The sequence below is a fragment of the Microvirga arabica genome (genome assembly GCF_016811235.1).
Classification (GTDB): Bacteria; Pseudomonadota; Alphaproteobacteria; order Rhizobiales; family Beijerinckiaceae; genus Microvirga; species Microvirga arabica.
Map to the genome: position 1 here is coordinate 27,474 of NZ_JAFBID010000010.1, position 21,357 is coordinate 48,830.

20 protein-coding genes are annotated in these 21,357 nt (G+C 61.9%); 5 read left to right on the plus strand and 15 right to left on the minus strand.

Going from position 1 to position 21,357, the window contains the following annotated elements; translation table 11 throughout:
* Positions 1 to 19 precede the first annotated feature (19 nt).
* The gene (locus JQC81_RS07530) at positions 20 to 829 is read right to left on the minus strand and encodes an IclR family transcriptional regulator (RefSeq protein ID WP_203271197.1); all 810 of its coding nucleotides are present in this window, start codon (positions 827 to 829) and stop codon (positions 20 to 22) included.
* A gap of 364 nt (positions 830 to 1,193) precedes the next feature.
* On the opposite strand from JQC81_RS07530, the gene JQC81_RS07535 reads away from it, so the two are divergent.
* From JQC81_RS07535 to JQC81_RS07555, 5 genes are all read left to right on the plus strand, one after another.
* A complete protein-coding gene (locus JQC81_RS07535) occupies positions 1,194 to 3,062 on the plus strand; it encodes a TRAP transporter large permease (RefSeq protein ID WP_203271198.1) in 1,869 nt (622 codons plus the stop codon).
* Between the two features lie 54 nt (positions 3,063 to 3,116).
* The gene (locus JQC81_RS07540; protein ID WP_203271199.1) at positions 3,117 to 4,127 is read left to right on the plus strand and encodes a TRAP transporter substrate-binding protein; all 1,011 of its coding nucleotides are present in this window, start codon (positions 3,117 to 3,119) and stop codon (positions 4,125 to 4,127) included.
* A gap of 91 nt (positions 4,128 to 4,218) precedes the next feature.
* Entirely contained in the window at positions 4,219 to 5,022 is an 804-nt protein-coding gene (locus JQC81_RS07545) for an SDR family NAD(P)-dependent oxidoreductase (RefSeq protein ID WP_203271200.1), read from the plus strand.
* 12 nt (positions 5,023 to 5,034) lie between these two features.
* On the plus strand, positions 5,035 to 5,916 hold the full coding sequence (locus JQC81_RS07550; protein WP_203271201.1) for an alpha/beta fold hydrolase: 882 nt from the start codon (positions 5,035 to 5,037) through the stop codon (positions 5,914 to 5,916).
* A 21-nt stretch (positions 5,917 to 5,937) separates the two neighbouring features.
* A complete protein-coding gene (locus JQC81_RS07555; RefSeq protein ID WP_203271202.1) occupies positions 5,938 to 6,795 on the plus strand; it encodes a PCC domain-containing protein in 858 nt (285 codons plus the stop codon).
* A gap of 291 nt (positions 6,796 to 7,086) precedes the next feature.
* Here the strand turns inward: JQC81_RS07555 and JQC81_RS07560 are convergent, their stop codons facing one another.
* From JQC81_RS07560 to hemN, 14 genes are all read right to left on the minus strand, one after another.
* Complete coding sequence (locus JQC81_RS07560; RefSeq protein WP_203271203.1) at positions 7,087 to 7,773, minus strand: helix-turn-helix domain-containing protein; 687 nt, start codon at positions 7,771 to 7,773, stop codon at positions 7,087 to 7,089.
* A gap of 102 nt (positions 7,774 to 7,875) precedes the next feature.
* Positions 7,876 to 8,253 (minus strand): response regulator transcription factor, encoded by a 378-nt coding sequence (locus JQC81_RS07565; RefSeq protein WP_203271204.1) that lies wholly within the window; start codon positions 8,251 to 8,253, stop codon positions 7,876 to 7,878.
* A gap of 124 nt (positions 8,254 to 8,377) precedes the next feature.
* Positions 8,378 to 9,004, minus strand: a complete 627-nt coding sequence (gene fixJ / locus JQC81_RS07570) for a response regulator FixJ (protein WP_203271205.1) — start codon at positions 9,002 to 9,004, stop codon at positions 8,378 to 8,380.
* On the minus strand, positions 8,994 to 10,535 hold the full coding sequence (locus tag JQC81_RS07575) for a PAS domain-containing sensor histidine kinase (protein WP_281400239.1): 1,542 nt from the start codon (positions 10,533 to 10,535) through the stop codon (positions 8,994 to 8,996). The genes fixJ and JQC81_RS07575 overlap by 11 nt, the downstream gene beginning before the upstream one ends.
* A 139-nt stretch (positions 10,536 to 10,674) precedes the next feature.
* Positions 10,675 to 11,784 (minus strand): hypothetical protein, encoded by a 1,110-nt coding sequence (locus JQC81_RS07580; protein WP_203271206.1) that lies wholly within the window; start codon positions 11,782 to 11,784, stop codon positions 10,675 to 10,677.
* Entirely contained in the window at positions 11,781 to 11,930 is a 150-nt protein-coding gene (gene ccoS, locus JQC81_RS07585; protein ID WP_203271207.1) for a cbb3-type cytochrome oxidase assembly protein CcoS, read from the minus strand. The genes JQC81_RS07580 and ccoS overlap by 4 nt, the downstream gene beginning before the upstream one ends.
* A 4-nt stretch (positions 11,931 to 11,934) precedes the next feature.
* Positions 11,935 to 14,178 (minus strand): heavy metal translocating P-type ATPase, encoded by a 2,244-nt coding sequence (locus tag JQC81_RS07590; RefSeq protein WP_203271208.1) that lies wholly within the window; start codon positions 14,176 to 14,178, stop codon positions 11,935 to 11,937.
* 12 nt (positions 14,179 to 14,190) lie between these two features.
* Positions 14,191 to 14,688 (minus strand): FixH family protein, encoded by a 498-nt coding sequence (locus JQC81_RS07595; protein WP_203271209.1) that lies wholly within the window; start codon positions 14,686 to 14,688, stop codon positions 14,191 to 14,193.
* Between the two features lie 11 nt (positions 14,689 to 14,699).
* Positions 14,700 to 16,163 (minus strand): cytochrome c oxidase accessory protein CcoG, encoded by a 1,464-nt coding sequence (ccoG, locus tag JQC81_RS07600; RefSeq protein WP_203271210.1) that lies wholly within the window; start codon positions 16,161 to 16,163, stop codon positions 14,700 to 14,702.
* 135 nt (positions 16,164 to 16,298) lie between these two features.
* The gene (ccoP, locus tag JQC81_RS07605) at positions 16,299 to 17,183 is read right to left on the minus strand and encodes a cytochrome-c oxidase, cbb3-type subunit III (RefSeq protein ID WP_203271211.1); all 885 of its coding nucleotides are present in this window, start codon (positions 17,181 to 17,183) and stop codon (positions 16,299 to 16,301) included.
* Positions 17,184 to 17,187: 4 nt separating this feature from the next.
* A complete protein-coding gene (locus tag JQC81_RS07610; RefSeq protein ID WP_203271212.1) occupies positions 17,188 to 17,343 on the minus strand; it encodes a cbb3-type cytochrome c oxidase subunit 3 in 156 nt (51 codons plus the stop codon).
* A 12-nt stretch (positions 17,344 to 17,355) separates the two neighbouring features.
* Entirely contained in the window at positions 17,356 to 18,090 is a 735-nt protein-coding gene (ccoO, locus tag JQC81_RS07615; protein ID WP_203271213.1) for a cytochrome-c oxidase, cbb3-type subunit II, read from the minus strand.
* Positions 18,091 to 18,101: 11 nt separating this feature from the next.
* Positions 18,102 to 19,766 carry a cytochrome-c oxidase, cbb3-type subunit I gene (gene ccoN / locus JQC81_RS07620; protein WP_203271214.1) on the minus strand — a complete coding sequence of 555 codons (1,665 nt, stop codon included), beginning with the start codon at positions 19,764 to 19,766 and terminating at the stop codon, positions 18,102 to 18,104.
* Between the two features lie 148 nt (positions 19,767 to 19,914).
* Positions 19,915 to 21,261: an oxygen-independent coproporphyrinogen III oxidase gene (gene hemN, locus JQC81_RS07625; protein WP_203271215.1), complete on the minus strand. Its 1,347-nt coding sequence runs from the start codon at positions 21,259 to 21,261 to the stop codon at positions 19,915 to 19,917.
* Between the last annotated feature and the right edge of the window lie 96 nt (positions 21,262 to 21,357).

Sequence of the window (21,357 nt, forward strand, 5' to 3'; positions counted from 1 at the left end):
GGGCTTTGGGTTGGCATAGTCAGGCTCCCGCAGGCATGAACATGTTGCGGAGCTTGCTCTCGACGCTCTCGACCTCTGTTCTAAGGTGGCGGGCGAGTTCCGGTTGACGTCCGGCGCTTATGCGGCTGTCGATGGCCGCGAGGCTCAACGCACCGGCGATGCGCCCATCCGGAAACCTGATTGCAAGGCCGAGGCCCCAGGAGCCAGCAACAATGCGGCCAGGATTGAGCGCATAACCCTGCCGACGAGCGGCAGCGATATCGTCACGGATCTGCTCCACGGGGTAGTAGGCGTACTGGGTTTCCAGAACCTTCCTGTTCGTGGCGAGGATGGTTTCTACCTCATCGTCGTCGAGAGAGGACAGCATCGCGAGCGAACCGGCGCCAATGCCGAGAGGATGCTGGTTTCCAACCTGCAGGGCATGGGTCCGCACAGGATAGGTGCCTTCCTCTCTGTGCAGGCACACCGCATAATTGCCGCGCCTTACGGACAAAAAGCTCGTGTCCATCGTGACGTCGGAGAGATTCCGCAGGCTCTCAAGCGAAAGCTCAAGCAAGCCGTGGCGACGTGAAGCGAGGGTGCCGAGCACATAAGCCTCTTCACCCAGATAGTACCGGCGTGTCCGCGCCTCCTGCTCCACCAAGCCGGCACGTATCAACGCGAGGAGCAGTCGGCGCGCTGTCGGCTTATTGAGGCCGCTCTCCTCGACAATATCGCTCAGCTGCGCGCCGCGTTCCGCTTCACGTCCGACCAGCGCCAGCAGGCGCAGGGCTCTGTCCACACTTTGGGATCCAAAAAGATCTCCGGTCGACAAGGAGGCATCATCCATTGTGCAAATCCGTCGTTGGTCCACATGATGGACCAAAGCTGCCGGTATTCATCCCTACAAAGAGGCTAAATTGCTTCGCCCTGTGTTGCAATGGTTTGTAAGACGTGTATCTTTTTGCTGGCTTTCGTGAAACAAAGATCCATAAGATGGACCTTCTGCGCTGCGTTTATTGCTGTCGCAGAGCAGACTGGAGGAAGCGAGATGATTGTTGAGGGAACCGGCATGAAGCCCTCTCAACCGTGCCTACAGCCTGTGCGAGTTCCCTTTGGCGGGGCGTGAGATGTCGCGCCGCAATCAAAATCGGCCATCCATGAGCAGCAGAATACGCTGCCGCCAGGCGGCGTGATTGAGCATGGAGAGCAACATGGCTGCCGCAAGCGACGCCGTCGCCCCGATGTCAGGAGCCGAGGGAACTGCTGCGCCCCGCATTGGGGCTCTGCTGATCCGTCCGATCGAGGCAGTCTCGGCGCTGCTTCTCTGCGTCATCATCGTGCTGCTTCTGGCAGGCGTCGCCTCCCGCTATGTGTTCTCCTATCCGGTTGTCTGGATCGATGAAGTGGCGTCGATCTCGTTCCTGTGGCTTGCCATGCTGGGCTCTGCCATCGCCATCGATCGGAACGAGCATCTCAGGCTGACGCTCTTCACCGGGATGTTCCCAAGGAGTCTGCAGGGGTTCATCCACACTCTCGGCCTAGTTCTGACCGCGACGTTTCTACTTGTCATGCTGCAGCCGGCTGTCGAATACGTGATGGAGGAATGGTATGTCACGTCGGCGGCTCTCAACATCCCCAACAGCTTCCGCGTCTCGGCAATCGCCTTCGGCATCTTTGCCATGGTGGCCTTCATCGCGTCGCATGCGGTGAAGACCTCGACCGTGCGTGACCTCGTCGTGTCGACAGTTCTCGTGGCGGCCATCGTGGGCATGCTCTGGCTTCTCTCGCCGACGCTGCTGAGACTCGGCAACGTCAATATCCTCATCTTTCTCGTTGGGGTCGTGGCCCTGTGCCTCGTGATGGGGGTTCCGATCGCATTCTGTTTCGGCATCGGCACCCTGGCATTCCTGGCCTTCAGCACGCGCGTGCCGATCTTCGTCATGATCGGACGCATGGATGAGGGTATGTCGAGCATCATCCTGCTGTCGGTGCCGATTTTCGTATTCCTCGGCTGCATTCTGGACGCGACGGGCATGGGCAAGGCCATCGTCGACTTTCTCGCCTCCCTCCTGGGGCACGTGAAAGCCGGTATGTCTTATGTGCTGCTTGGGTCTCTCTTCCTGGTCTCCGGCATATCAGGCTCTAAGGTATCGGACATGGCCACCGTCGCTCCCGCCTTGTTCCCGGAGATGAAGCGACGCGGGCACAAGCCGCGGGAGATGATCGCGTTGCTGGCGACGGGTGCAGCCATGGCTGATACCGTGCCGCCCTCTATCGTTCTCATCGTGCTCGGCTCCGTGGCCGGAGTGTCCATTGCCGGATTGTTCACGAGCGGCTTCGTCGTCGCCATGGTGTTGCTCGCCGTGCTCGCGGCCCTTGCGCGAATGAAGGCCGCAGGCGAGAGCCTCGGTGACGTGCGGCGGGCTCCGTTCCGGACGATGTGGCGCACAATGCTCATTGCTGCGCCGGCGCTGGTGCTGCCGTTCCTGATTCGGAGCGCGGTCGGTGGCGGCGTCGCGACGGCGACCGAGGTTTCCACCATCGCAGTGCTGTACGCACTCGTCATCGGCATCTTTCTCTATGGCGGCATCGGCCCACGCAAATTCTATGACATGCTCGTGGAGACAGCGGCGCTCTCCGGCGCAATCCTGCTGATCCTCGGGACGGCGCTTGCCATGGCCTGGGCCCTCACGCAGACCGGCTTCGCCCAGCAGCTTGCATCCTATATGGCTGGCCTGCCAGGCGGCTGGATCATTTTCATGGCTATGACCATCGTGGTGTTCCTGATCCTCGGCTGCGTGCTGGAGGGCCTGCCGGCCATCGTCCTCATGGCGCCGCTCATGTTCCCGATCGCCAAGAATCTGGGCATAAACGACATCCATTATTCCATGGTCGTCGTGACGGCGATGAACATCGGCCTGATGGCGCCTCCCATCGGCATCGGCTTCTACATCGCCTGCAAGATCGGAAACGTCCCGCCTGATGAGGCCATGGGAGCCATCTGGCCCTACATCCTCGCGCTGCTCGTCGGCCTTGTGCTGATTGCCGCGATCCCAGGCATTTCCACCGCCTTCCTGTGACACGGGAGCCCGTTACAAGCCGCCTAACACAACACAAGTATGAGGGAGAGAAACATGATCATTTCACGCCGCACCCTGCTGCAGGGCACTGCCTCAGCCGCAATGGTCAGCAGCTTTGGAGTTCGCGCCCAGTCAGCCGAGTTCACCTATAAATACGCCAACAATCTGCCGGTCACGCACCCGATGAACCTGCGTGCGAAAGAGGCGGCCGACAGGATCAAGCAGGAGACCGGTGGACGCGTCGAGATCCAGATCTTCCCCAATAATCAGCTTGGATCTGACACCGACATGCTCAGTCAGGTCCGGTCGGGCGGCGTCGAATTCTTCACCCTGTCGCCGCTGATCCTCTCCACTCTTGTGCCGAATGCTTCGATCAGCGGCATAGGCTTCGCCTTCCCGAACTACGACAGCGTCTGGAAGGCTATGGATGGCGAGCTCGGCGCCTATGTGCGCGGCCAGATCTCCAAGGCTAACCTCGTCGTGATGGACAAGATCTGGGATAACGGATTCCGCCAGACCACGAGTTCCAACAAGCCGATCCAAACGCCCGATGATCTGAGGGGCTTCAAGATTCGCGTGCCGGTGAGCCCGCTCTGGACATCCATGTTCACCGCCTTCGGCTCGGCGCCCGCCAGCATCAACTTCGCTGAAGTCTACACGGCACTGCAGACCAAGGTGGTCGACGGGCAGGAAAATCCGCTCGCAATCATTTCGACCGCGAAGCTGTATGAAGTGCAGAAGTTCGTCTCCATGACCAACCACATGTGGGACGGGTTCTGGTTCCTGGCCAACCGCCGCGCCTGGGAGCGACTGCCGGAGGACCTGCGTCCCATCGTTGCCAAGCACCTCAACGAGGCGGCAGTCGCCGAGCGCGCGGATGTGGCAAAGCTCAATGCGGGCCTAAAGGACGATCTCGTCTCCAAGGGCATGCAGTTCAACGACCCGGATCCGGCGCTCTTCCGCGAGGCGCTGCGCAAAGCCGGCTTCTATGCGGAATGGAAGAAGAAGTATGGCGACGAGGCCTGGGCCATCCTCGAGAAATCCGTGGGCGGCAGCCTGACCTGACCGGCGAACCGACCTCACCCTCGCGATCGGCGACACTCGCCGGTCGCATTCTGCTTTCTGTCGAATGCGTGCGAGCGCGCTGGAGAGCCTCATGGTCGACCGCCTCAAGAGCAAGACGGCCATCGTTTTCGGAGCCGGATCCTCCGGTGACGGCTGGGGCAACGGAAAGGCCGCAGCCGTTGCCTATGCTCGCGAGGGTGCTCGCATCGTCTGCGTTGATCTGGTCCCGGAGGCGGCGGAGGAGACGGCATCGATCATCGGCAGGGAAGGCGGTGAAGCCGTTGCAGTTGCTGCCGATGTGACTGATACGCATTCGGTCGAGGCCGCGGTCGCTCATGCCGTCACGGCCTTTGGGCACATTGATATCCTGCACAACAATGTGGGGGTGACCCACATGGGCGGCCCCGTCGAGTTGACGGAGGAGAAGTTCGAGGCCGCGCTGAAGCTCAATATCGGCCCTGTGTACCGCACGGCAAAGGCCGTGATCCCGCACATGCTAAGGCAGGGCGGAGGCGCCATCGTCAACATCTCTTCCCTCGCGGCGATCCGCTGGACCGGCTATCCCTATTTTGCCTACTACGCCACCAAGGCCGCGGTGAACCAGGCAACGGTCGCGCTCGCAATGCAATATGCCCGTCAAGGGATCCGGGCCAATTGCATCATGCCGGGCCTCATCGATACGCCTCTGATTTATCGCCAGATTTCCGGTCAGTACGCCTCGGTCGAAGAGATGGTGGCGGCGCGCAATGCGGCCGTGCCGATGGGGCGGATGGGAACCGCCTGGGACGTGGCCAATGCGGCGGTCTTTCTCGCGTCCGACGAGGCGCAGTTCATTACGGGCGTCTGCCTCGCTGTTGATGGCGGGCAGAGCTGTTCCGTATCCGAGTTTCATTGAAGATCGATTGCAATGGCATACGCGACCACGAGCGACGGGATCCGGCTCTTCTACGAATCCACGGGTACGGGCACGCCCATTGTCTTCGTGCACGAGTTCGGCGGGAACCACTGGAGTTGGGAGCCGCAGGTCGGCTACTTCTCCCGCAGGCACCAATGCATCACCTTCTCAGCCCGGGGCTATCCGCCATCGGACATACCCGAGGATGTGGAGAAATACTCCCAAGCCCGCGCAGCCGATGACATCATCGACGTCATGAACACGGCCGGGAGCGACAAAGCTCATCTCGTTGGCCTCTCGATGGGAGCGTTCGCGTGCCTGCATGCAGCGCTGCGCTATCCCGATCGCATCCGATCCGCTGTTGTCGCCGGAGCCGGCTACGGTTCGGAGAAGGAGCATCAGGATTTCTTCCGCCGCAATTCCGAGCAGGTGGCACTGGGTTTCGAGGAACGCGGCGCACGGGCGTTTGCCTCCGTCTATGGAGAGAGCGCCTCGCGGGTGCAGTTCCAGGAGAAGGATCCCCGCGGCTGGCAGCTGTTCGTAGAGCGGATGGCGCAGCATTCCGACAAGGGTGCCGCCAATACCATGCGCGGCGTTCAGATGCGGCGACCCTCGCTCTACGACCTGGAGGCCGAACTGGCGGCCCTTGAGGTTCCGTTGCTCTTGGTGGTCGGCGACGAGGACGATCACTCCATTCAACCGGGCATCTTCCTGAAGCGGACGGTTCCGCGCTGCGGCCTTGCCATGCTTCCGAAGTCCGGTCACACACTGAACCTGGAAGAGCCGGCGCTGTTCAACCAGCTCCTGACAGAGTTCATCACCCGTGTAGAGGCTGGGCGTTGGGGAGCGCGAGATTCCCGTGCCGACCCGAAGCAGATCATGCGGGCGGATTAGGCGGCGGGAGGAGGGCCGACCATGAGACGCATCGATCATCCTGGTCCGGTCGCTGTGGAGCGGTATGTCGCCGTGTCTGGCGCAGCCGTGCCGATCCGCTTCGTGCTGGAGCCCGGTCTGGCAGTTGACGAAGCCGTCGCTGCGGGCATGCGGGAGGCCGGCTGCATCGGCGGCTTCGTGGAATTCCGGGGCGGCCGCTGCGAACCTTTCCGGTATGTGATGCCTGCCGCATCTTCCGATCCCCGCTACGTAGCCTGGTATAGCGAGACCTTCGAGCCCGACGGGCTGGTGGACGTGACACGCGCCTGCGCCATCGTTGGTGTGCGGGAGGGAAAAGCCTTTCTCCATTGCCACGGCATCTGGGACACGATTAAGGGACAGCGGATGGGCCACATGCTCGCTCCCTTGTCCAGGGTCGCGGAGCCTATCGATGTGACGGGCATTGGCTTCAGGGATGCGACCTTCGAGGCTATGCCCGATCCGGAGACGAACTTCACCCTTTTCGAACCGGTTCGACATGCCGGAGCGGGCTCCCCGAAGGCAGGTGCTCCCGTGCTGCTCGCTAAGGTTCGTCCCAATCAGGATATCAGCTTCGCCATTGAGGAAATCTGCTCACAGCACGGGATAGCAAGCGCCCATATCTATGGCATCGGAAGTCTGAATGGCGTGCGCTTCGTTGATGGGGCGAGGGTGGATTCACATGCCACGGAAGTTCTGATCCGTACCGGCCACTTTGCGAGTTTGGATGGGCAGACAAGTGCCAGGCTTACACTGGACGTCGTCGACATGGATGGGGTGATTTCCTCCGGAGAGATTGTCCGTGGCGACAATCCTGTATGCGTTACTTTCGAGCTTGTCGTCGAGGCACTTGGGAACTGAAGCTGCCGTGCCGGGATCATAGCGATGACGAGAAATCAGACGAAGGATGCGCCCAGATAGGGCCATATGGCGCTCATGGCTTTATCCGGCAGACGGTGCTGATCTCTGAGGCCATTTTGAAGCCGATGCCGATCGGCGGCGTCAAGCCGTTACTCATCGCTGCACTCTCCGCCACAATCGAGCGCGACAGGCGGAGGTGGGTCGCGATGTCGGTCCGGCTTACTATCAGCACTGTGTGACTACAAACGAACGGATGGTCGCTAACAAGGGGATCGCAACCCCATGATCGGTTCACATGTCGAGGCGTTCCAGGGCTGGCCTGTTGCGAAGAACGATGAAGCGTCGATGAGCAGGTAACTCGATGACGCCTTGGCGCTCGAGTTGTGTCAGCGAGCGCGAAACGGTCTCGATCGTCAGACCGAGGTGATCGGCAATGTCAGTTCGAGACATCGGGAGGTCGATCTGATCGTTGTTTGCGGTGCGCCCGGACAGATCGAGAAGAAAGGTAGCAATTTTCTCGACAGCATTCTTGCGCCCGAGCAGAAGCATATGGTTCTGAGCCCGCACGAGAGACAGCAGCACTGCCGACATCATCTGGGTGGGGACGTCGCCATCGTCCTGGTCGAGTGCGCCGAGATTGGACCGGCGGTAGGAGACGATGGTTGCATCCCCGACAGCTTCGGCACTAAACCGGTGTTCCTCACCGGGCTCCATGCCGAAGATGTCACCCGGGAGATGGAACGCGTCAATCTGCCGGCGCCCGTCGCTCAGAAGCTTGAACGTCCGGACCGCGCCGGATTGTACCTTATAGTAGAAGGCTGCCCGATCGCCCTCGACGAAAACTTCTTCATCCTTGACCAGACGGCGGACCGATCCGAGTGCAGAAGCCTCATGCGCCTTGCGCGTCGGCGCAGGGCCGCGCAGGAGCGCGATGCTAGGGGCTGCATGGGAATTCAGAGGGGCGTCTGCGGTTTGCATAGAACTCTCGCCGTGTTTGGTGTCTGACGTGAGTTCATGGGTACTCTGCCAAGGCTGGCCGTGAAATTCAGATGCTCTCCCTAAGGGATATACCGGAGGTCATCATGCGAGGACGGCGAGGGCCCCATGAATGCTGTCAATCAGGGCTCCATCTTCGAGAGGCTTCTCCAGCACTTCGCGGAACCCGGATCTGGCCGCGCGCCTGCGCAGGTCCTTGGTGGCTCTTGCGGTGATCAGGATGGCGGGCAGTCTGACGGAGCGGTGCCGCAGGCGGTCGATCAGTTCGACGCCGTCCATGGCCGGCATGTAATAGTCAATCACAAGACAGCCGCTCACGGGCAGATCACCGTCCGCAAGGAGTGCGTCGCCGCTCTCATAAAGACGCACGTTGAGGCCCTCCATCTCAAGGGCAAACTTCAGTGATCGTCGGACGGCGTCGTCATCGTCCACCACGATGACGAGCCCTGGTGTCTTGGACATGATGAGGTCCTGCTAGGTCCCTGGCTCTAGGTTGGCTCAGGCCTACTCCATCGTTGGGACTATGAGCTTGATATGCCTCAATTCGAGAGGGCGGCTCTATTCAGGAATTCTCCTTAAGGACATGCTAAACGGCCCCGCCCGCGCGCACACCGGCGAGAAGGGCCATGCGCACAAGATCCGAGAGGCTCGCGGCTTTCATCTTGCTCATGACATTGGCTCGGTAGATCTCCACAGTCCGCGGGCTGATGCCGAGGTCGTAAGCAATGACTTTGTTGGCCTTTCCGGCAACAAGGCCCTCCAGAACCTGGCTTTCACGTTCGGAGAGGGACTGGACCCTTGCCCTCACTTCGATGGTTTGGGCGTCCTCCTGGACATGCTTTTCCTGCCGCTTGAGCGCAGCCCGCACCGCCGCAAGGAAAAGATCGTCATCAAAAGGCTTCTCGATAAAGTCGATTGCGCCTTCCTTCATGGCCTCAACGGCCAACGGAACATCGGCATGGCCCGTCATGACGATGACCGGAGGCGTGAAGCCGCGTGCCTTCAGGCGGCGGATGAACTCAATGCCATCGATTCCCGGCATACGCACATCCGTGATGACGCATCCAACGGATGAATCCTGCACGTTGTCGAGAAATGCAGAGGCTGACTCATGGAGACGAACCGGTAGGCCGTCTGATGCGAGCAGGAAGGAGAGAGACTGGCGTACCGCCTGATCGTCGTCCACCACATGCACAACAGCTTCACTCGGCATTCACCAACTCCTCCTGACTAACCGAACGCAGGGTGAACCGGAAGACGGTTCCCCGATTGGGTTCCGACTCAACCCATATCTTGCCGCCATGCGACTCGACGATCGTCCTGCAGATCGACAGGCCCACGCCCATGCCATGCTTCTTCGTCGTGATGAAAGGCTGGAACAGCTGCTCCGCAATCTCGGGTGCGATGCCGGTTCCCGTATCAGACACGCTCACTTCGACAAGGCTCTCGTTGGGCACAGCCTGGGTCGCCACGATGAGCTCCCGTCGCGGAGCGTCCTGCATCGCCTCAATGGCATTGCGGATAAGATTGAGAAGCACCTGCTGTACCTGAATGCGGTCTGCCAGAACCAGGGGCGCATCGGGATCAAGGCTGAAGGTGACGCGTACGCTCTTCTCCTTGGCGCCAACGAGGGAGAGGGCACTTGCCTCCTGGACGAGCTTGGGCAGGCTTTCAATGTGACGCTCGCTTTCGCCGCGAGCCACGAACTCCCGCAGGTGGCGAATGACCTGGCCAGCCCGCAAGGCCTGATCAGCGGCCTGGCTGACAGCCTCCTGAAGCATGGGCACCTCAGGCTCTTCCATGCGCTGCAGGATGCGACGTGAGCCCTTAAGATAGTTCGCGATGGCGGTCAGCGGTTGATTGATCTCGTGGGCCAGGGTCGAGGCCATTTCGCCGAGAGCTGTAAAGCGCGACATGTGCACGAGTTCGGATTGAAGCTCCTGAAGGCGCGCTTCGGTCCTCTGTCTCTCAGTCAGGTCGCGGATGAAGCCTGTAAAATATCGCTGGCCGCTCGACCGCATTTCGCCGACGGCAAGCTCCATCGGGAACGTTGAACCATCCTTGCGTTGCCCCACCACCACGCGGCCGATGCCGATGATCCGCCGCTCACCCGTCGAAAGATAGCGGTTCATGTAATGGTCGTGCTGGTCCCGATAAGGATTTGGCATGAGCATCTTGATGTTTTGGCCCGTGACCTCGTGGGCCTCATAGTCAAAAAGGCGCTCGGCGGCGGCGCTGAAGAACTGAATGTGCGCCTGTTCGTCAATGACAATCATGGCGTCGGGCACCGTCTCCAGGATGGAACGCAGATGCGCCTCGCGAGTTTTCAGGGCCTCCTCGGCGGCCACGCGCTCGGTGATGTCACGCGTGACCTTGGCGTAACCCCGCAGTTGGCCTGCCTCGCTCCACAACGGAGTTGTGCTCACATGAGCGATGAAGCTCGTGCCATCCTTGCGAATGCGCGTGACTTGCGCCTCGAAACGACCTGTCTCACGGGCAATCTCCAGTTCCTTGTCCGCTTTGCCGTCGCTCATGTCCTGAGGAGGGTGGAAAACCGAGAAATGGCGGCCCAGAATCTCGCCCATTTTCCAGCCTGATATATGTTCGGCACCCGTATTCCAGCTGATGATGCGCCCATCGTTGTCGAGCATGCAGATTGCATAATCTGTCACCGCATCCACCAGGAGGTGGAAATCCACATCCCGGTGAGGCAAGGGGGCAGGGTTGGAAGCCGGGCCGGTCAAAAAGAGTTCTCCTGGATCGAGCAAGCCCTCCGCCGGAAGGACAAAGGTCCTCTAGCGAGAAGGCGTTGCTTCAATCTTGGTTCCTACCATACCACCAGACGGCTTCCTACAGTCAGGCATGTCGCGGGAAATGAGCGGATTATGGAACAAATCCGGCCGCCAAGGCTCCGAGCAGGGCCGCGCCCAGCAGACTTGCGTCATGGAAACCGAGAAGAAGCCGCGACGGCTCTCCAGCCTCATGAATCCACAAAGTCGCGCCAAGCGTCACGAGTGACCAGCCCATACCCAGAGCTGCTGCCGAGGCCGAGAAGGAGCCGGTGGTGCCGGGTAGCAGGAGGAGGATGCCGGCAACAGCCATCATTGCGCCGCCGATCATAGTCCAACGGCTCGCCCGAACAGACCTGAAGCCGGCCAATGCCAGAGAGGGCGCATACATGGCGATCACATGCCCGGCGATGGTTTGGGGCACCGCGTCCGAAAGGCCGCAGCCGATCATCGCGATGGGGGTGGCACCCATCAGGGCCGTCATGGCGAACCATCCGGCAGCTCCGATCAGGGTCGGCCAAAGGATCCGCCCCCACCCTACCACCACCCCTGATTGGCGTTGGATGCTGCGCTGCCGATAGGGTAGGGCCGCGGTGACCAGGAGCGAGCCCACATGGGCCAGAGCAGCTGCAATCGCTAGTCCGACAGCGGCATTCGGAACCGCCAAGCCTCCCGCTATGTCGGCGATTGTTGGGGCAAGTAGGCCTGCCAGCGTGGCCGCACCGAATACCAGCAGGGTGGCGTTGGCGCCCCGTCCGCCCAGAGGCGCGGCCGCATGCCGGTAGAAGAGGCTGAATCCACTTGCGATGCCAAGCCAGAAAGATCCCAAGGCCAACGCTCCAAAATGCCAGTGCATCAGGGCCCATGCCAAGATCAGACCACCTGCAATGCCAAGGCTAGCCCCAAGGGAAAAAGCGGCTCGGCGGCCGATGGCATCGAGCAGAAGGGAGGCCGGCAGGCTGGCAAGAGCCGCACCCGCATAGAAGGCCGCATAAGGCAGCATGGCCCATGGGGCGCTCGGCGCAAGCGCCATACCTGCAGCCGGCAGAACGCTAAGGGTGAGCACTTGCGACAGCACCGACAGCGCAAAGGCAGCTGCCAGAAGCGCCGTTCCGCCATGATCAGGGATGCTGCCGTCGGAAATCGTCGGCGGACATAGACAATCAAGGTGGCCGGCCCGCGGCATGGTATTCGAGAGCGTCATGGCCTGATGTCGTCATCCGTGAGTACACGCAGGGCAGCACCTTTCACGTCGTCGTACTGGCCGTTCTTCAGGGACCAGAGAAAGGCCGCGAGTCCCGAAAGACCGAGGAGCAGAGCCATGGGAATGAGATAAAGCAGAACCTCCATGCAATCAGGCTCCTTGCAGGGCCGAAGCAGCCGAAACGGGCTGCGGCGGCTGCGCGCTGGTGGATTGGCTGTTCCTGCCCCGTGCCCGCAGGGCATTCAGCGTGACCAGGCTCGATGAACCGGACATGGCAAGAGCCGCCAGAAGGGGAGTCACGTAGCCGAGGAAGGCCAGGGGAACCGCGATGAGGTTGTAGATCAGGGCCAGAAGCAGGTTCTGCCGCATGAGACCATGCGCCCGGCGGGCGATGGTCACGGTATTTGCGATGGGCGCGAGCTTCTCGCCAAGGAACACGGCATCCGCCTGGGCCTGGGTCAGATCCGAGGCTGTGATGGGAGAAATCGAGACATCTGCTGCCGCAAGGGCTGGAGCATCGTTGAGGCCGTCGCCCACCATCAGAACCTTTCGACCCTCGGCCTTGAGCCCTTCGAGTACGGCGATCTTGTCCGCAGGCTTGGCGCCGGCTTTCCATTGCTCGATGCCGAGCATGGCGGCGATCGGCGCGACCGCCTCGGGCCGGTCGCCGGAAAGAATGCGACAATCGAGGCCAAGGTCCCGCAACGCCTTCACCGTGGAGGCGGCATCCGGGCGCAGGGCCTGACGCACGTACAGGATCGTGCGTTCGTCGCCACGGGAGAAGGCGATCACGGACACGTCAGCCTCTTGTTCGAGAGACTCCGCCAGGAGATCGGATGCGCCGCAATAGGAGGGGCTGCCGAGACGCAACTCCACGCCGTCCACGGTGGCACTTACGCCCTGGCCTGCCTCTTCGACGGCTCCCTCGTAAGGAGTGCGGAGTCTCGCTTCCTGAGCGACGGCAGTCGCAAGCGGGTGATGGCTCGACAGGGCAAGGCGCGCTGCCGATTCCAGCAGGTCCGGGCGGACCTTGCCCGCGTTGGCGACGCGCATGTCCGGCAGTGTCAGGGTGCCGGTCTTGTCAAACACGATCGTGTCAGCGGCTGCCAGGCGCTCCAGGGCATCGCCAGTGTTCAGGAATACGTTGGAGCGGAACAGGGCTCCGGAGGCGACGACCTGAACCACCGGCACTGCAAGCGCCAGGGCACAAGGGCATGTGATGATGAGCACGGCCACCGCCGTGATGAGAGCATCGTGCAAGGATGCGCCGGCGGTAACCCAGGCAATTGCGGTCAGCAGCGCCGCCAGGTGCACCACTGGTGCATAGGCACGTGCTACCTTGTCGGCAAGCTGTACATAGCGCGACTTTGCGGCGGCGGCGCTTTCGAGGAGGCGCTCGACCTTATCGAGAAGCGTCCCCGTGCCCGCTGCCGTCACCTGAATCGTTAGCGTGCCGCTGTAGTTCAGGCTACCCGCATAGACCACATCGCCCGGCGTGCCGGGACGACGCACAGTTTCACCTGTGACAAGGCTCTCGTCGAGTTCAGAGGAGCCGGATAGGATAACCCCGTCGACGCCGACGCGCTCACCTGGTCGAACGAGGACGCGATCGCCCGGATTGAGAGCTGCCGTGGGTACGAGAACCGGTTCGCCACTCTCATTGACCCTATGAGTCACCTCCGCCCTGAGCGCGGCGAGGTTTCCGGCGACGGCGCGGGTTTTCCGACGCATGGCCTGATCCAGGTAGCGGCCGCAGAGCAGGAAGAACAGCAGCATGACCACCGAGTCAAAATAGGTGTGCTCGGCGGAGTTGATCGTCTCGACGACGGACATCCCGAGCGCCAGCAGGATCCCGATGACGATCGGCACATCCATGTTGGTGCGGCCGTTGCGCAGGGCGCCCATCGCGCTCTGAAAGAAGGGCTGGCCGGCATAGGCCACGGCCGGAAGAGCGATGAGAGCCGCAAGCCAGTGGAAGAAGTCCCGGATCTCGGGCGTGATGTCGGTCACGTTGCCGGACCAGACGGATACAGCCAGCAGCATGATGTTCATGGAGGCGAAGCCTGCCACCGCCAGGCATTTCAGCAACCACTTGGCGCGACGGGTCTCCTCTTCCTCCACGAGGCGGGCCTGGAAGGGGTGAGCCCTGTAGCCGAGCCGCTGCAGTTCCTCGACGACAGCCGCAGGGGACAGCTCCCCGTCCCGCCATTCAACGGCGAGGCGGTGATTGGTGTAATTCAGCCGCGCTTCGACCACGCCCGGCAACTGGCACAACCCACCCTCGATTTCGTCGATGCAGGCAGCGCAATCGATCCCCTCGATGGCGAGATCGAGATGGGCCGTGCCGTCATCCTGGCGCTTGACGTAGACGGAAAGGTCGAGGGTTTCGGCCATCGGACAGAATCCTTAGAGCGAGACGCGGCTCTTGGAACGGAAGACGGTTTCCGTCTCGCGCTTCAGACCGATGACGAGGTCCCATGGGCCTTTCGGCATGGGGGTGAGGCTCTTGAACTGGCCAGGAGTCAGCTCCACGAACTCCACCAGCAGATCGCGGCGTTTGTCGGTAGGATGGGCAAGGCGCACCTCGGCGACGAGACCGGGCAGCGCCTGCCCCTGGGTATCCCGCGCAGTGATGATCACGCCAGGATTGTCGCCGCGCTGAAGTGTGGCTTCGACCGACCAGTGGCGCGCATCCTGGGCCTGAGCGGCTGCAATGTCGTTCTTGAACGACAGCCCCGCCTTGTAGGAGCTCTCCGTTTCCACGCCGCTGAAGCTCGAGAGGGCAACCCGAACCATGTAGAAGTTCATGGCGAAGACGATACCGAAGAAGCCGAGGAAGTAGATCAGGACCGTGCGTCCGGTGATCGGCCTGGGAGCCCGGGTTGTGGTGGCAATGGAAGACATGGCATCGATCCTTAAGGGGCCTTGAAGTGATCGCTCGTGGCGGCTTTGTCGCCATTGGAGAGATCGGTCAGGATGAACTGGAGATCCGTCGAGGAGGACGCGGCTGAAGCCGTGTCGGTGACGAGCACACGGGCCTCCAGGGTTTGATCCGGGCCGACGGTGACAATGGCGCGGCCCTGCTGATCGAGCTCTCCGCCGATAATGTCGATCTTGGCATCAATCAGACCCTCAACCGTGAGGGCATAGCGGCGTTCGTCGAGATGCTTGTTGGCGACCCGGATCGTGAAGCCGTTGCGGATCGAGCCATCGGAGAGGCGCACGAAGAGCGGGTTCCGGTCGTGCATCACGCTCAAGTAGATGTTCTGCCGCAGGGCCAGAGATGTGATCATGATAGCCCCGACCAGAGCGATGATGCCGGCATAGAAGAGGGTGCGGGCACGTACGATGCGGCGCACCTCCGGACGGCCCTCCATGCGAGCCTTGACGTTCATATCCGTGTCATAGGCGATCAGGCCCTGCGGGCGGCCAATCTTGTCCATGACGTTGTCGCAGGCATCCATGCAGAGGCCGCACTGGATGCAGTCGAGCTGAAGGCCCTTGCGGATGTCGACGCCAGTGGGGCAGACGTTGACGCATTGGTTGCAATCGATGCAGTCGCCGGCCGGAAGGCCTTGCAGCTTCAGTACCTCGTTCTTCTTCACCGAACCGCGCGGCTCACCCCGGTCGTAGCGATAGGTGACGTTCAGGGCGTACTCGTCCGTGAGCGCAGCCTGGATGCGCGGCCAGGGGCACATGTAGGTGCAAACCTGCTCGCGCATGAACCCGGCGAGCGTATAGGTCGTGAAAGTGAGAATGCCGATCCAGACATAGGCCAAGAACGGCGCCTGGAGGGTCGCCAGCTCGTAGACGAGCGTCGGCGCATCGGCGAAGTAGAGCACCCAGGCGCCGCCGGTCCACCAGGCGATCATGAGCCAGATGAAATGCTTCAGGCCCTTCTGGCCGGCAGTCTTGAGGGTGAGCTTCTGCTGATCCTTGCGCATCCGGTCGCGGCGGTCGCCCTCGATCCAGCGCTCCACCGCGTAGAACAGGTCGGTCCAGACCGTCTGCGGGCAGAGATAGCCGCACCAGACCCTGCCAGCCACGGCGTTCATCAGGAAAAGCGCGAGCGCGGCCAGAACCAGGAGACCCGTGAGATAATAGACCTCCTGCGGCCAGATCTCGATGAAAAAGAAATAGAAGCGGCCATTGGCCAGGTCGACCAGGATGGCCTGGTCGGGAGCATTGGGGCCACGGTCCCAGCGGATGAAAGGCAGGAAGTAGTAGATACCGAGAGTGATGGCGAGCACGACCCATTTGATCGTGCGGTAGCGGCCCTTCACGGCCTGCGGATAGATCTGCTTGCGAGGTGCATAGAGCGGCGCCGCCTCGTCCGATGCGGCAGCTCCATGAGGATGGGTAAGGGGGGCGTCAGCCATCGAATCCGTCGCGATCACCAGAAAAACCGATGACGATGGGATACGACGCAGGCGCCAGCAGCGCCTTGATTCAAATCAAGCTGCGGCCGGAGGTTGCCCTCCGGCCGCCCGTCCACTCATCAGAGCCCTGATCTCTCAGGGCCGCTGATCTCCCCCCAGCGAATGGACGTAGAGGGTGAGGGCCTTGATGGTCGTGTCGTCCAGGCGGCCGTGCCAGGTGGGCATCACCCCGCCGCGGCCGTTGTTCAGGCCTTCCACGATGGTGGCCTTCTCGGAGCCGAACAGCCAGATTTTATCCGACAGGTTCGGGGCGCCGAGTTCCTGCATGCCCTGGCCCTTGTCGCCATGGCAGGCGGCGCAGTTGTCGGCATAGACCTTGGCGCCGGCGTTCAGGTCGGCAGTCTTGTCCGTGGGAAGCCCCGACAGGGAGCGGACGTAATCCGCCACATGGGAGATCTCCTCGCGCTTCAGCATGCCGTCGCGGCCGAAGGCAGGCATGGTGCCGGAATGGCCCTTGTCGCTGGTGGAACGGGCGCCGTAGCGGATCGTGTGCTCGACCTGAGCCAGCGAGCCGCCCCAGAGCCAGTCGTCGTCGTTCAGGTTCGGATAGCCTTTGGCGCCGGCGCCGCCTGCGCCGTGACAGGGGGCGCAGTTATCGCCGAAGGAAGCCTTGCCCTGGGCCCGCGCGAAGGCGAACATCTCCGGATCCTGCTTGATCTCGTCGAGCGAGCTGGCGGCAAGCTTTGCCGTCATGCCGGAGCGCTGCTGCTTGAGGGCAGCGAGATCGACCTCGACCGCCTCTCGCGACTGCCATCCGAGAACGCCCTTGGTGTAGGAGGAGACCAGAGGAATGGCCGGATAGGCAATGGCGTAGAGCACCGACCAGAAGATCGTCAGGTAGAAGGTCCACAGCCACCAGCGCGGCAGCGGATTGTTGAGCTCCTGGATGTCGTCCCAGGTGTGCCCCGTTGTGGTCACGCCCGTGACGGCATCGACCTGTTCGTGAGACTCATGAGCCATGGGATCAATCCTCCTGGAGAGGCATGCGGGAGGCCTCATCGAAGCGGTCCTTCCGGGAAGGGGCGAGGGCGTAGACCAGCACCGTCAGGAAGGCCCCGACGAAGTACAGGAGCCCCCAGGTCTGGGCGAATTCGGCAAAGAACTTGTATGCGGCTGGCATGATCGTCGGTCCTCAGCGCACGTTGGCCTTGTTGTCGTAGAGCTTGAAGTCGACCTGCGTGCCGAGCATCTGCAGGTAGGCAATCAGAGCATCCGCTTCGGTGACCTTCTGCGGGTTGCCGTCGAAATTGCGCGACTGAGCGTTTGGGTAGCGCTGGGCGAGATCGGCCGTGTTCGGATCGTCCGCATTGGCCTGGGTGCGGATGTCGTTCTCGGCTTTCTTGACCATCTCTTCGCTATAGGGGACTCCAAGAGTCGCCTGAACCTTCAGGTCCTGGGCGATAGCCTTTGCGTCGAGTTCGTTCTGCTCGAGCCAAGGGTAGCTCGGCATGATCGAGCCGGGCACCACCGCGCGGGGATCCTTCAGGTGGTCCCGGTGCCAGTCGTCGGAATACTTGTTCCCGAGTCGGGCGAGATCCGGGCCGGTGCGCTTGGAACCCCACTGGAACGGCCGGTCGTACATGCTCTCGGCCGCCAGGGAGTAGTGGCCGTAGCGCTCCACCTCGTCACGCAGGGGGCGAACCATCTGGCTGTGGCAGTTGTAACAGCCTTCGCGCACGTAGATATTGCGGCCGGCCAGCTCGAGGGGGGTGTAGGGCCGGATGCCCTCCACCTTCTCGATGGTGCTCTTCAGGTAGAAGAGGGGCACGATCTCCACGAGACCGCCGATCGAGATGACGATCAGCACGCCGAGGACGAGGATGATCGAGTTGGTCTCGAAGATCTTATGACGGGACCAGAATGACATGGTCGTTTCCTTTACTCCGCAGCGATCAGCGCGGGCTGGGTGGCTTGCGAAACTTCTTCGGCTTCCTGGCCGGACGAGATCGTCTTCCAGACGTTCCAAGCCATGATCAGGGAGCCGGCCACGAAGAGCGCGCCGCCGAGTGCACGGATGACATAGAAGGGATGCATCGCCTCGACCGTCTCGATGAACGAGTACTCAAGGAAGCCGAGAGCCGTGTAGGCGCGCCACATGAGGCCCTGGAGGATGCCCGCGACCCACATCGACGAGATGTACAGGACGATGCCGAGGGTCGAGATCCAGAAGTGCCAGGAGACGGCCTTCATGGAATAGAGCTCCTTCTTGTTCCACAGCCACGGAACGAGGCAGTAGATCGCCCCGAAGGACACGTAGGCCACCCAGCCGAGAGCGCCTGAGTGAACGTGGCCGATGGTCCAGTCGGTGTAGTGCGACAGCGAGTTCACGGCCTTCACCGACATGAGCGGGCCTTCGAAGGTCGACATGCCGTAGAAGGCGACCGACACGACCATCAGGCGGAGCACAGGATCCGTGCGGAGCTTGTCCCAGGCACCCGAGAGGGTCATGAGGCCGTTGATCATGCCGCCCCAGGAGGGCATCCACAGCATGATCGAGAACACCATGCCGAGGGTCTGCGCCCAATCGGGCAAGGCGGTGTAGTGCAGGTGGTGGGGACCTGCCCAGATGTACATGAAAATGAGCGACCAGAAGTGGATAATGGAGAGGCGGTAGGAATAGACCGGCCGCTCGGCCCGCTTCGGGATGAAGTAGTACATGATCGCCAGGAAGCCGGCGGTGAGGAAGAAGCCGACCGCGTTATGACCGTACCACCATTGGACCAGGGCATCCTGCACGCCCGACCACACGATGTAGCTCTTGGGCGAGAAGAGGGAGACGGGAATGGTCGCGTTGTTGCCCAGGTGCAGGACCGCGATGGTCAGGATGAACGCGAGGTAGAACCAGTTCGCCACATAGATGTGGGGCTCCTTGCGGCGCATGACCGTGCCGAGGAAGACCAGGAGATAGGCGACCCAGACGATGGTCAGCCACAGGTCTGCATACCACTCGGGCTCGGCATATTCCTTGCCCTGGGTGATGCCGAGCAGGTAGCCGGTGCCGGCGATCACGATGAAGAAGTTGTAGCCAAGGACCACGAACCAGGGAGCGATGTCTCCGACCATGCGGGCGCGGCAGGTGCGCTGCACCACATAGAAAGAGCTGGCGATCAGGACGTTGCCGCCGAAAGCGAAGATCACCGCCGAGGTGTGCAGCGGACGCATCCGGCCGAAAGACAGCCACGAGGTGTCGAAGTTGAGGGCCGGGAACGCCAGCTGGAGGGCGATCAGGAGGCCGATGGTGAAGCCGGCGATGCCCCAGATCACGGACGCGATGGTCGCGAACTTGACCGGCCCCATGTTGTAGTTCGGCTTGCCGCCGACGGTCTGCGGGGGCAGCTGAGCCGGACGATCATAGTACCGGTTCACAATCGCGAACGTGGCGGCGACGCTGGCGGCCGCGAAAAGATAGGCATGGAAGGCGTATTCAGGCGTATAGGCCTTCGCCGCGATGATAATGCTGAGGAGTGCCAGTCCGGCGAAGGCAAGGGCTGATCCCGCTTCGCCGAAGGTCATTCCCTTTGAGGGTGCAACCGCTTGAGCCATAGGCTTCGACCTTTTGAAAATACCGGCAAAGCCTGGAGCTTCACCGTCAGCATCACTCTCTAGGAGCAGGGTGGGGTAGGAGCATTGATGCAGATCAAACGGGTAATGAATCCGTTCTCGTCAGCCCGTACGCTTCCTTGAGCAAGCCCTAGACGGCTCGGGAGTGACGCGCGGCGCTGCTGTCGAGATAGCGGTCGAATACCGCGCAGACATTGCGCACCAGGAGGCGGCTGTCCTCCGGGATCCCGATCGAATGCCCCCGGCGGGTCACCAGCCCCTCCCGGGCCAGCTCATCTATGGCGGCCAACTCGGGCGTGAAATCGGTTGTTTTCGAATGCCGGGCTGCGATCTCTTCGAGATCGACGGAGAGGTCGCACATAAGGCGCTCGATGATGGCGCGACGCAGGCAATCGTCCTTCGTCAGAGCCGCGCCCCGCACCACCGGAAGCTGGCCCTTTGAGATTGCCTCACGATAGGCGACGGTGGTCGGCGCGTTCTGGACATAGCCCAGCGGCAGGGAGCCGATGGCCGATGTCCCGAACCCGATCAGGGCTGTGGCCTCGTCCGTCGTGTAGCCCTGGAAATTCCGGTGGAGGCGGCCTTCGCGCTGGCGTAATGCCAATGAGTCGCTCGGCTTTGCGAAGTGATCGATACCGATTTGCACGTATCCCGCCCGCAGGAGGGCTGATGCCGCCGCGGTGCTCTGCTCTACACGCGCCACCGCATCGGGCAGGGCCTCCTCAGGCAGTAGGGCCTGATGGCGCTTCATCCATGGCACATGAGCATAGCCGAAAAGCGCAATGCGGTCAGGATCGAGCTCCAGAGCGAGGCTGACGGAGCGCACGACGCTGTCCGACGTCTGATAGGGCAACCCGTACATAAGGTCGAGGTTAAGCCCCGTCACGCCCGTCTCGCGCAGCCACCTGGCCACCTTTGCGGTCTGCTCGAAGGACTGAATGCGCTTGATGGTCTTCTGGACCAGAGGATCGAAGTCCTGCACACCGAGGCTCGCCCGGTTGAGGCCCGCCGATCCGAGAGCCTCCACGTGCCCAGGGGTGATGGTTCTCGGATCGATTTCGACGGCAATCTCCGCGCCCGAGCCGATGGCGAAGGTCCTGCTCAGGAGAAGCATAATCCTCTTCAGATCCTCCGGGGACAGGATCGTAGGCGTGCCGCCGCCCCAGTGGATATGGGCAACGTCCATATGTCCGGGCAGATGCCCTGCAACCAGCTCGATCTCCTGCTCCAGAAGATCCACATATGACGCAACGGGCCCGTAGGTGCGGGCAACGGTCGTGTTGCAGCCGCAATAAAGGCAGAGCTCGGCACAGAAGGGCACATGAAGATACAGGGACAGCCTGGCGCGGGGGGATAGCTCCGAGAGCCACTGGCTGTAGGTTGCCGCCTGCACATCAGGGCTGAAATGCGGCGCGGTTGGATAGCTCGTATAGCGCGGAACGCGCTGATCGTAGCGGGCGATGAGTTCTGGCGTCATGCAGCGGGTTCTGCGGTGTCAGGGCTTCATCCGCCTTGATCCAGGTCAAAGCTCTGCAGATGCGCACACCGTCCGGAGCGGCCCGGCTCGGAGCCA

Bases quoted from the DNA above. Each gene is read 5' to 3' on its own strand.
- JQC81_RS07530 (WP_203271197.1), bottom strand. From the start codon at position 829: ATGGATGATGCCTCCTTGTCGACCGGAGATCTTTTTGGATCCCAAAGT.
- JQC81_RS07535 (WP_203271198.1), top strand. From the start codon at position 1,194: ATGGCTGCCGCAAGCGACGCCGTCGCCCCGATGTCAGGAGCCGAGGGA.
- JQC81_RS07540 (WP_203271199.1), top strand. From the start codon at position 3,117: ATGATCATTTCACGCCGCACCCTGCTGCAGGGCACTGCCTCAGCCGCA.
- JQC81_RS07545 (WP_203271200.1), top strand. From the start codon at position 4,219: ATGGTCGACCGCCTCAAGAGCAAGACGGCCATCGTTTTCGGAGCCGGA.
- JQC81_RS07550 (WP_203271201.1), top strand. From the start codon at position 5,035: ATGGCATACGCGACCACGAGCGACGGGATCCGGCTCTTCTACGAATCC.
- JQC81_RS07555 (WP_203271202.1), top strand. From the start codon at position 5,938: ATGAGACGCATCGATCATCCTGGTCCGGTCGCTGTGGAGCGGTATGTC.
- JQC81_RS07560 (WP_203271203.1), bottom strand. From the start codon at position 7,773: ATGCAAACCGCAGACGCCCCTCTGAATTCCCATGCAGCCCCTAGCATC.
- JQC81_RS07565 (WP_203271204.1), bottom strand. From the start codon at position 8,253: ATGTCCAAGACACCAGGGCTCGTCATCGTGGTGGACGATGACGACGCC.
- fixJ (WP_203271205.1), bottom strand. From the start codon at position 9,004: ATGCCGAGTGAAGCTGTTGTGCATGTGGTGGACGACGATCAGGCGGTA.
- JQC81_RS07580 (WP_203271206.1), bottom strand. From the start codon at position 11,784: ATGACGCTCTCGAATACCATGCCGCGGGCCGGCCACCTTGATTGTCTA.
- ccoS (WP_203271207.1), bottom strand. From the start codon at position 11,930: ATGGAGGTTCTGCTTTATCTCATTCCCATGGCTCTGCTCCTCGGTCTT.
- JQC81_RS07590 (WP_203271208.1), bottom strand. From the start codon at position 14,178: ATGGCCGAAACCCTCGACCTTTCCGTCTACGTCAAGCGCCAGGATGAC.
- JQC81_RS07595 (WP_203271209.1), bottom strand. From the start codon at position 14,688: ATGTCTTCCATTGCCACCACAACCCGGGCTCCCAGGCCGATCACCGGA.
- ccoG (WP_203271210.1), bottom strand. From the start codon at position 16,163: ATGGCTGACGCCCCCCTTACCCATCCTCATGGAGCTGCCGCATCGGAC.
- ccoP (WP_203271211.1), bottom strand. From the start codon at position 17,183: ATGGCTCATGAGTCTCACGAACAGGTCGATGCCGTCACGGGCGTGACC.
- JQC81_RS07610 (WP_203271212.1), bottom strand. From the start codon at position 17,343: ATGCCAGCCGCATACAAGTTCTTTGCCGAATTCGCCCAGACCTGGGGG.
- ccoO (WP_203271213.1), bottom strand. From the start codon at position 18,090: ATGTCATTCTGGTCCCGTCATAAGATCTTCGAGACCAACTCGATCATC.
- ccoN (WP_203271214.1), bottom strand. From the start codon at position 19,766: ATGGCTCAAGCGGTTGCACCCTCAAAGGGAATGACCTTCGGCGAAGCG.
- hemN (WP_203271215.1), bottom strand. From the start codon at position 21,261: ATGACGCCAGAACTCATCGCCCGCTACGATCAGCGCGTTCCGCGCTAT.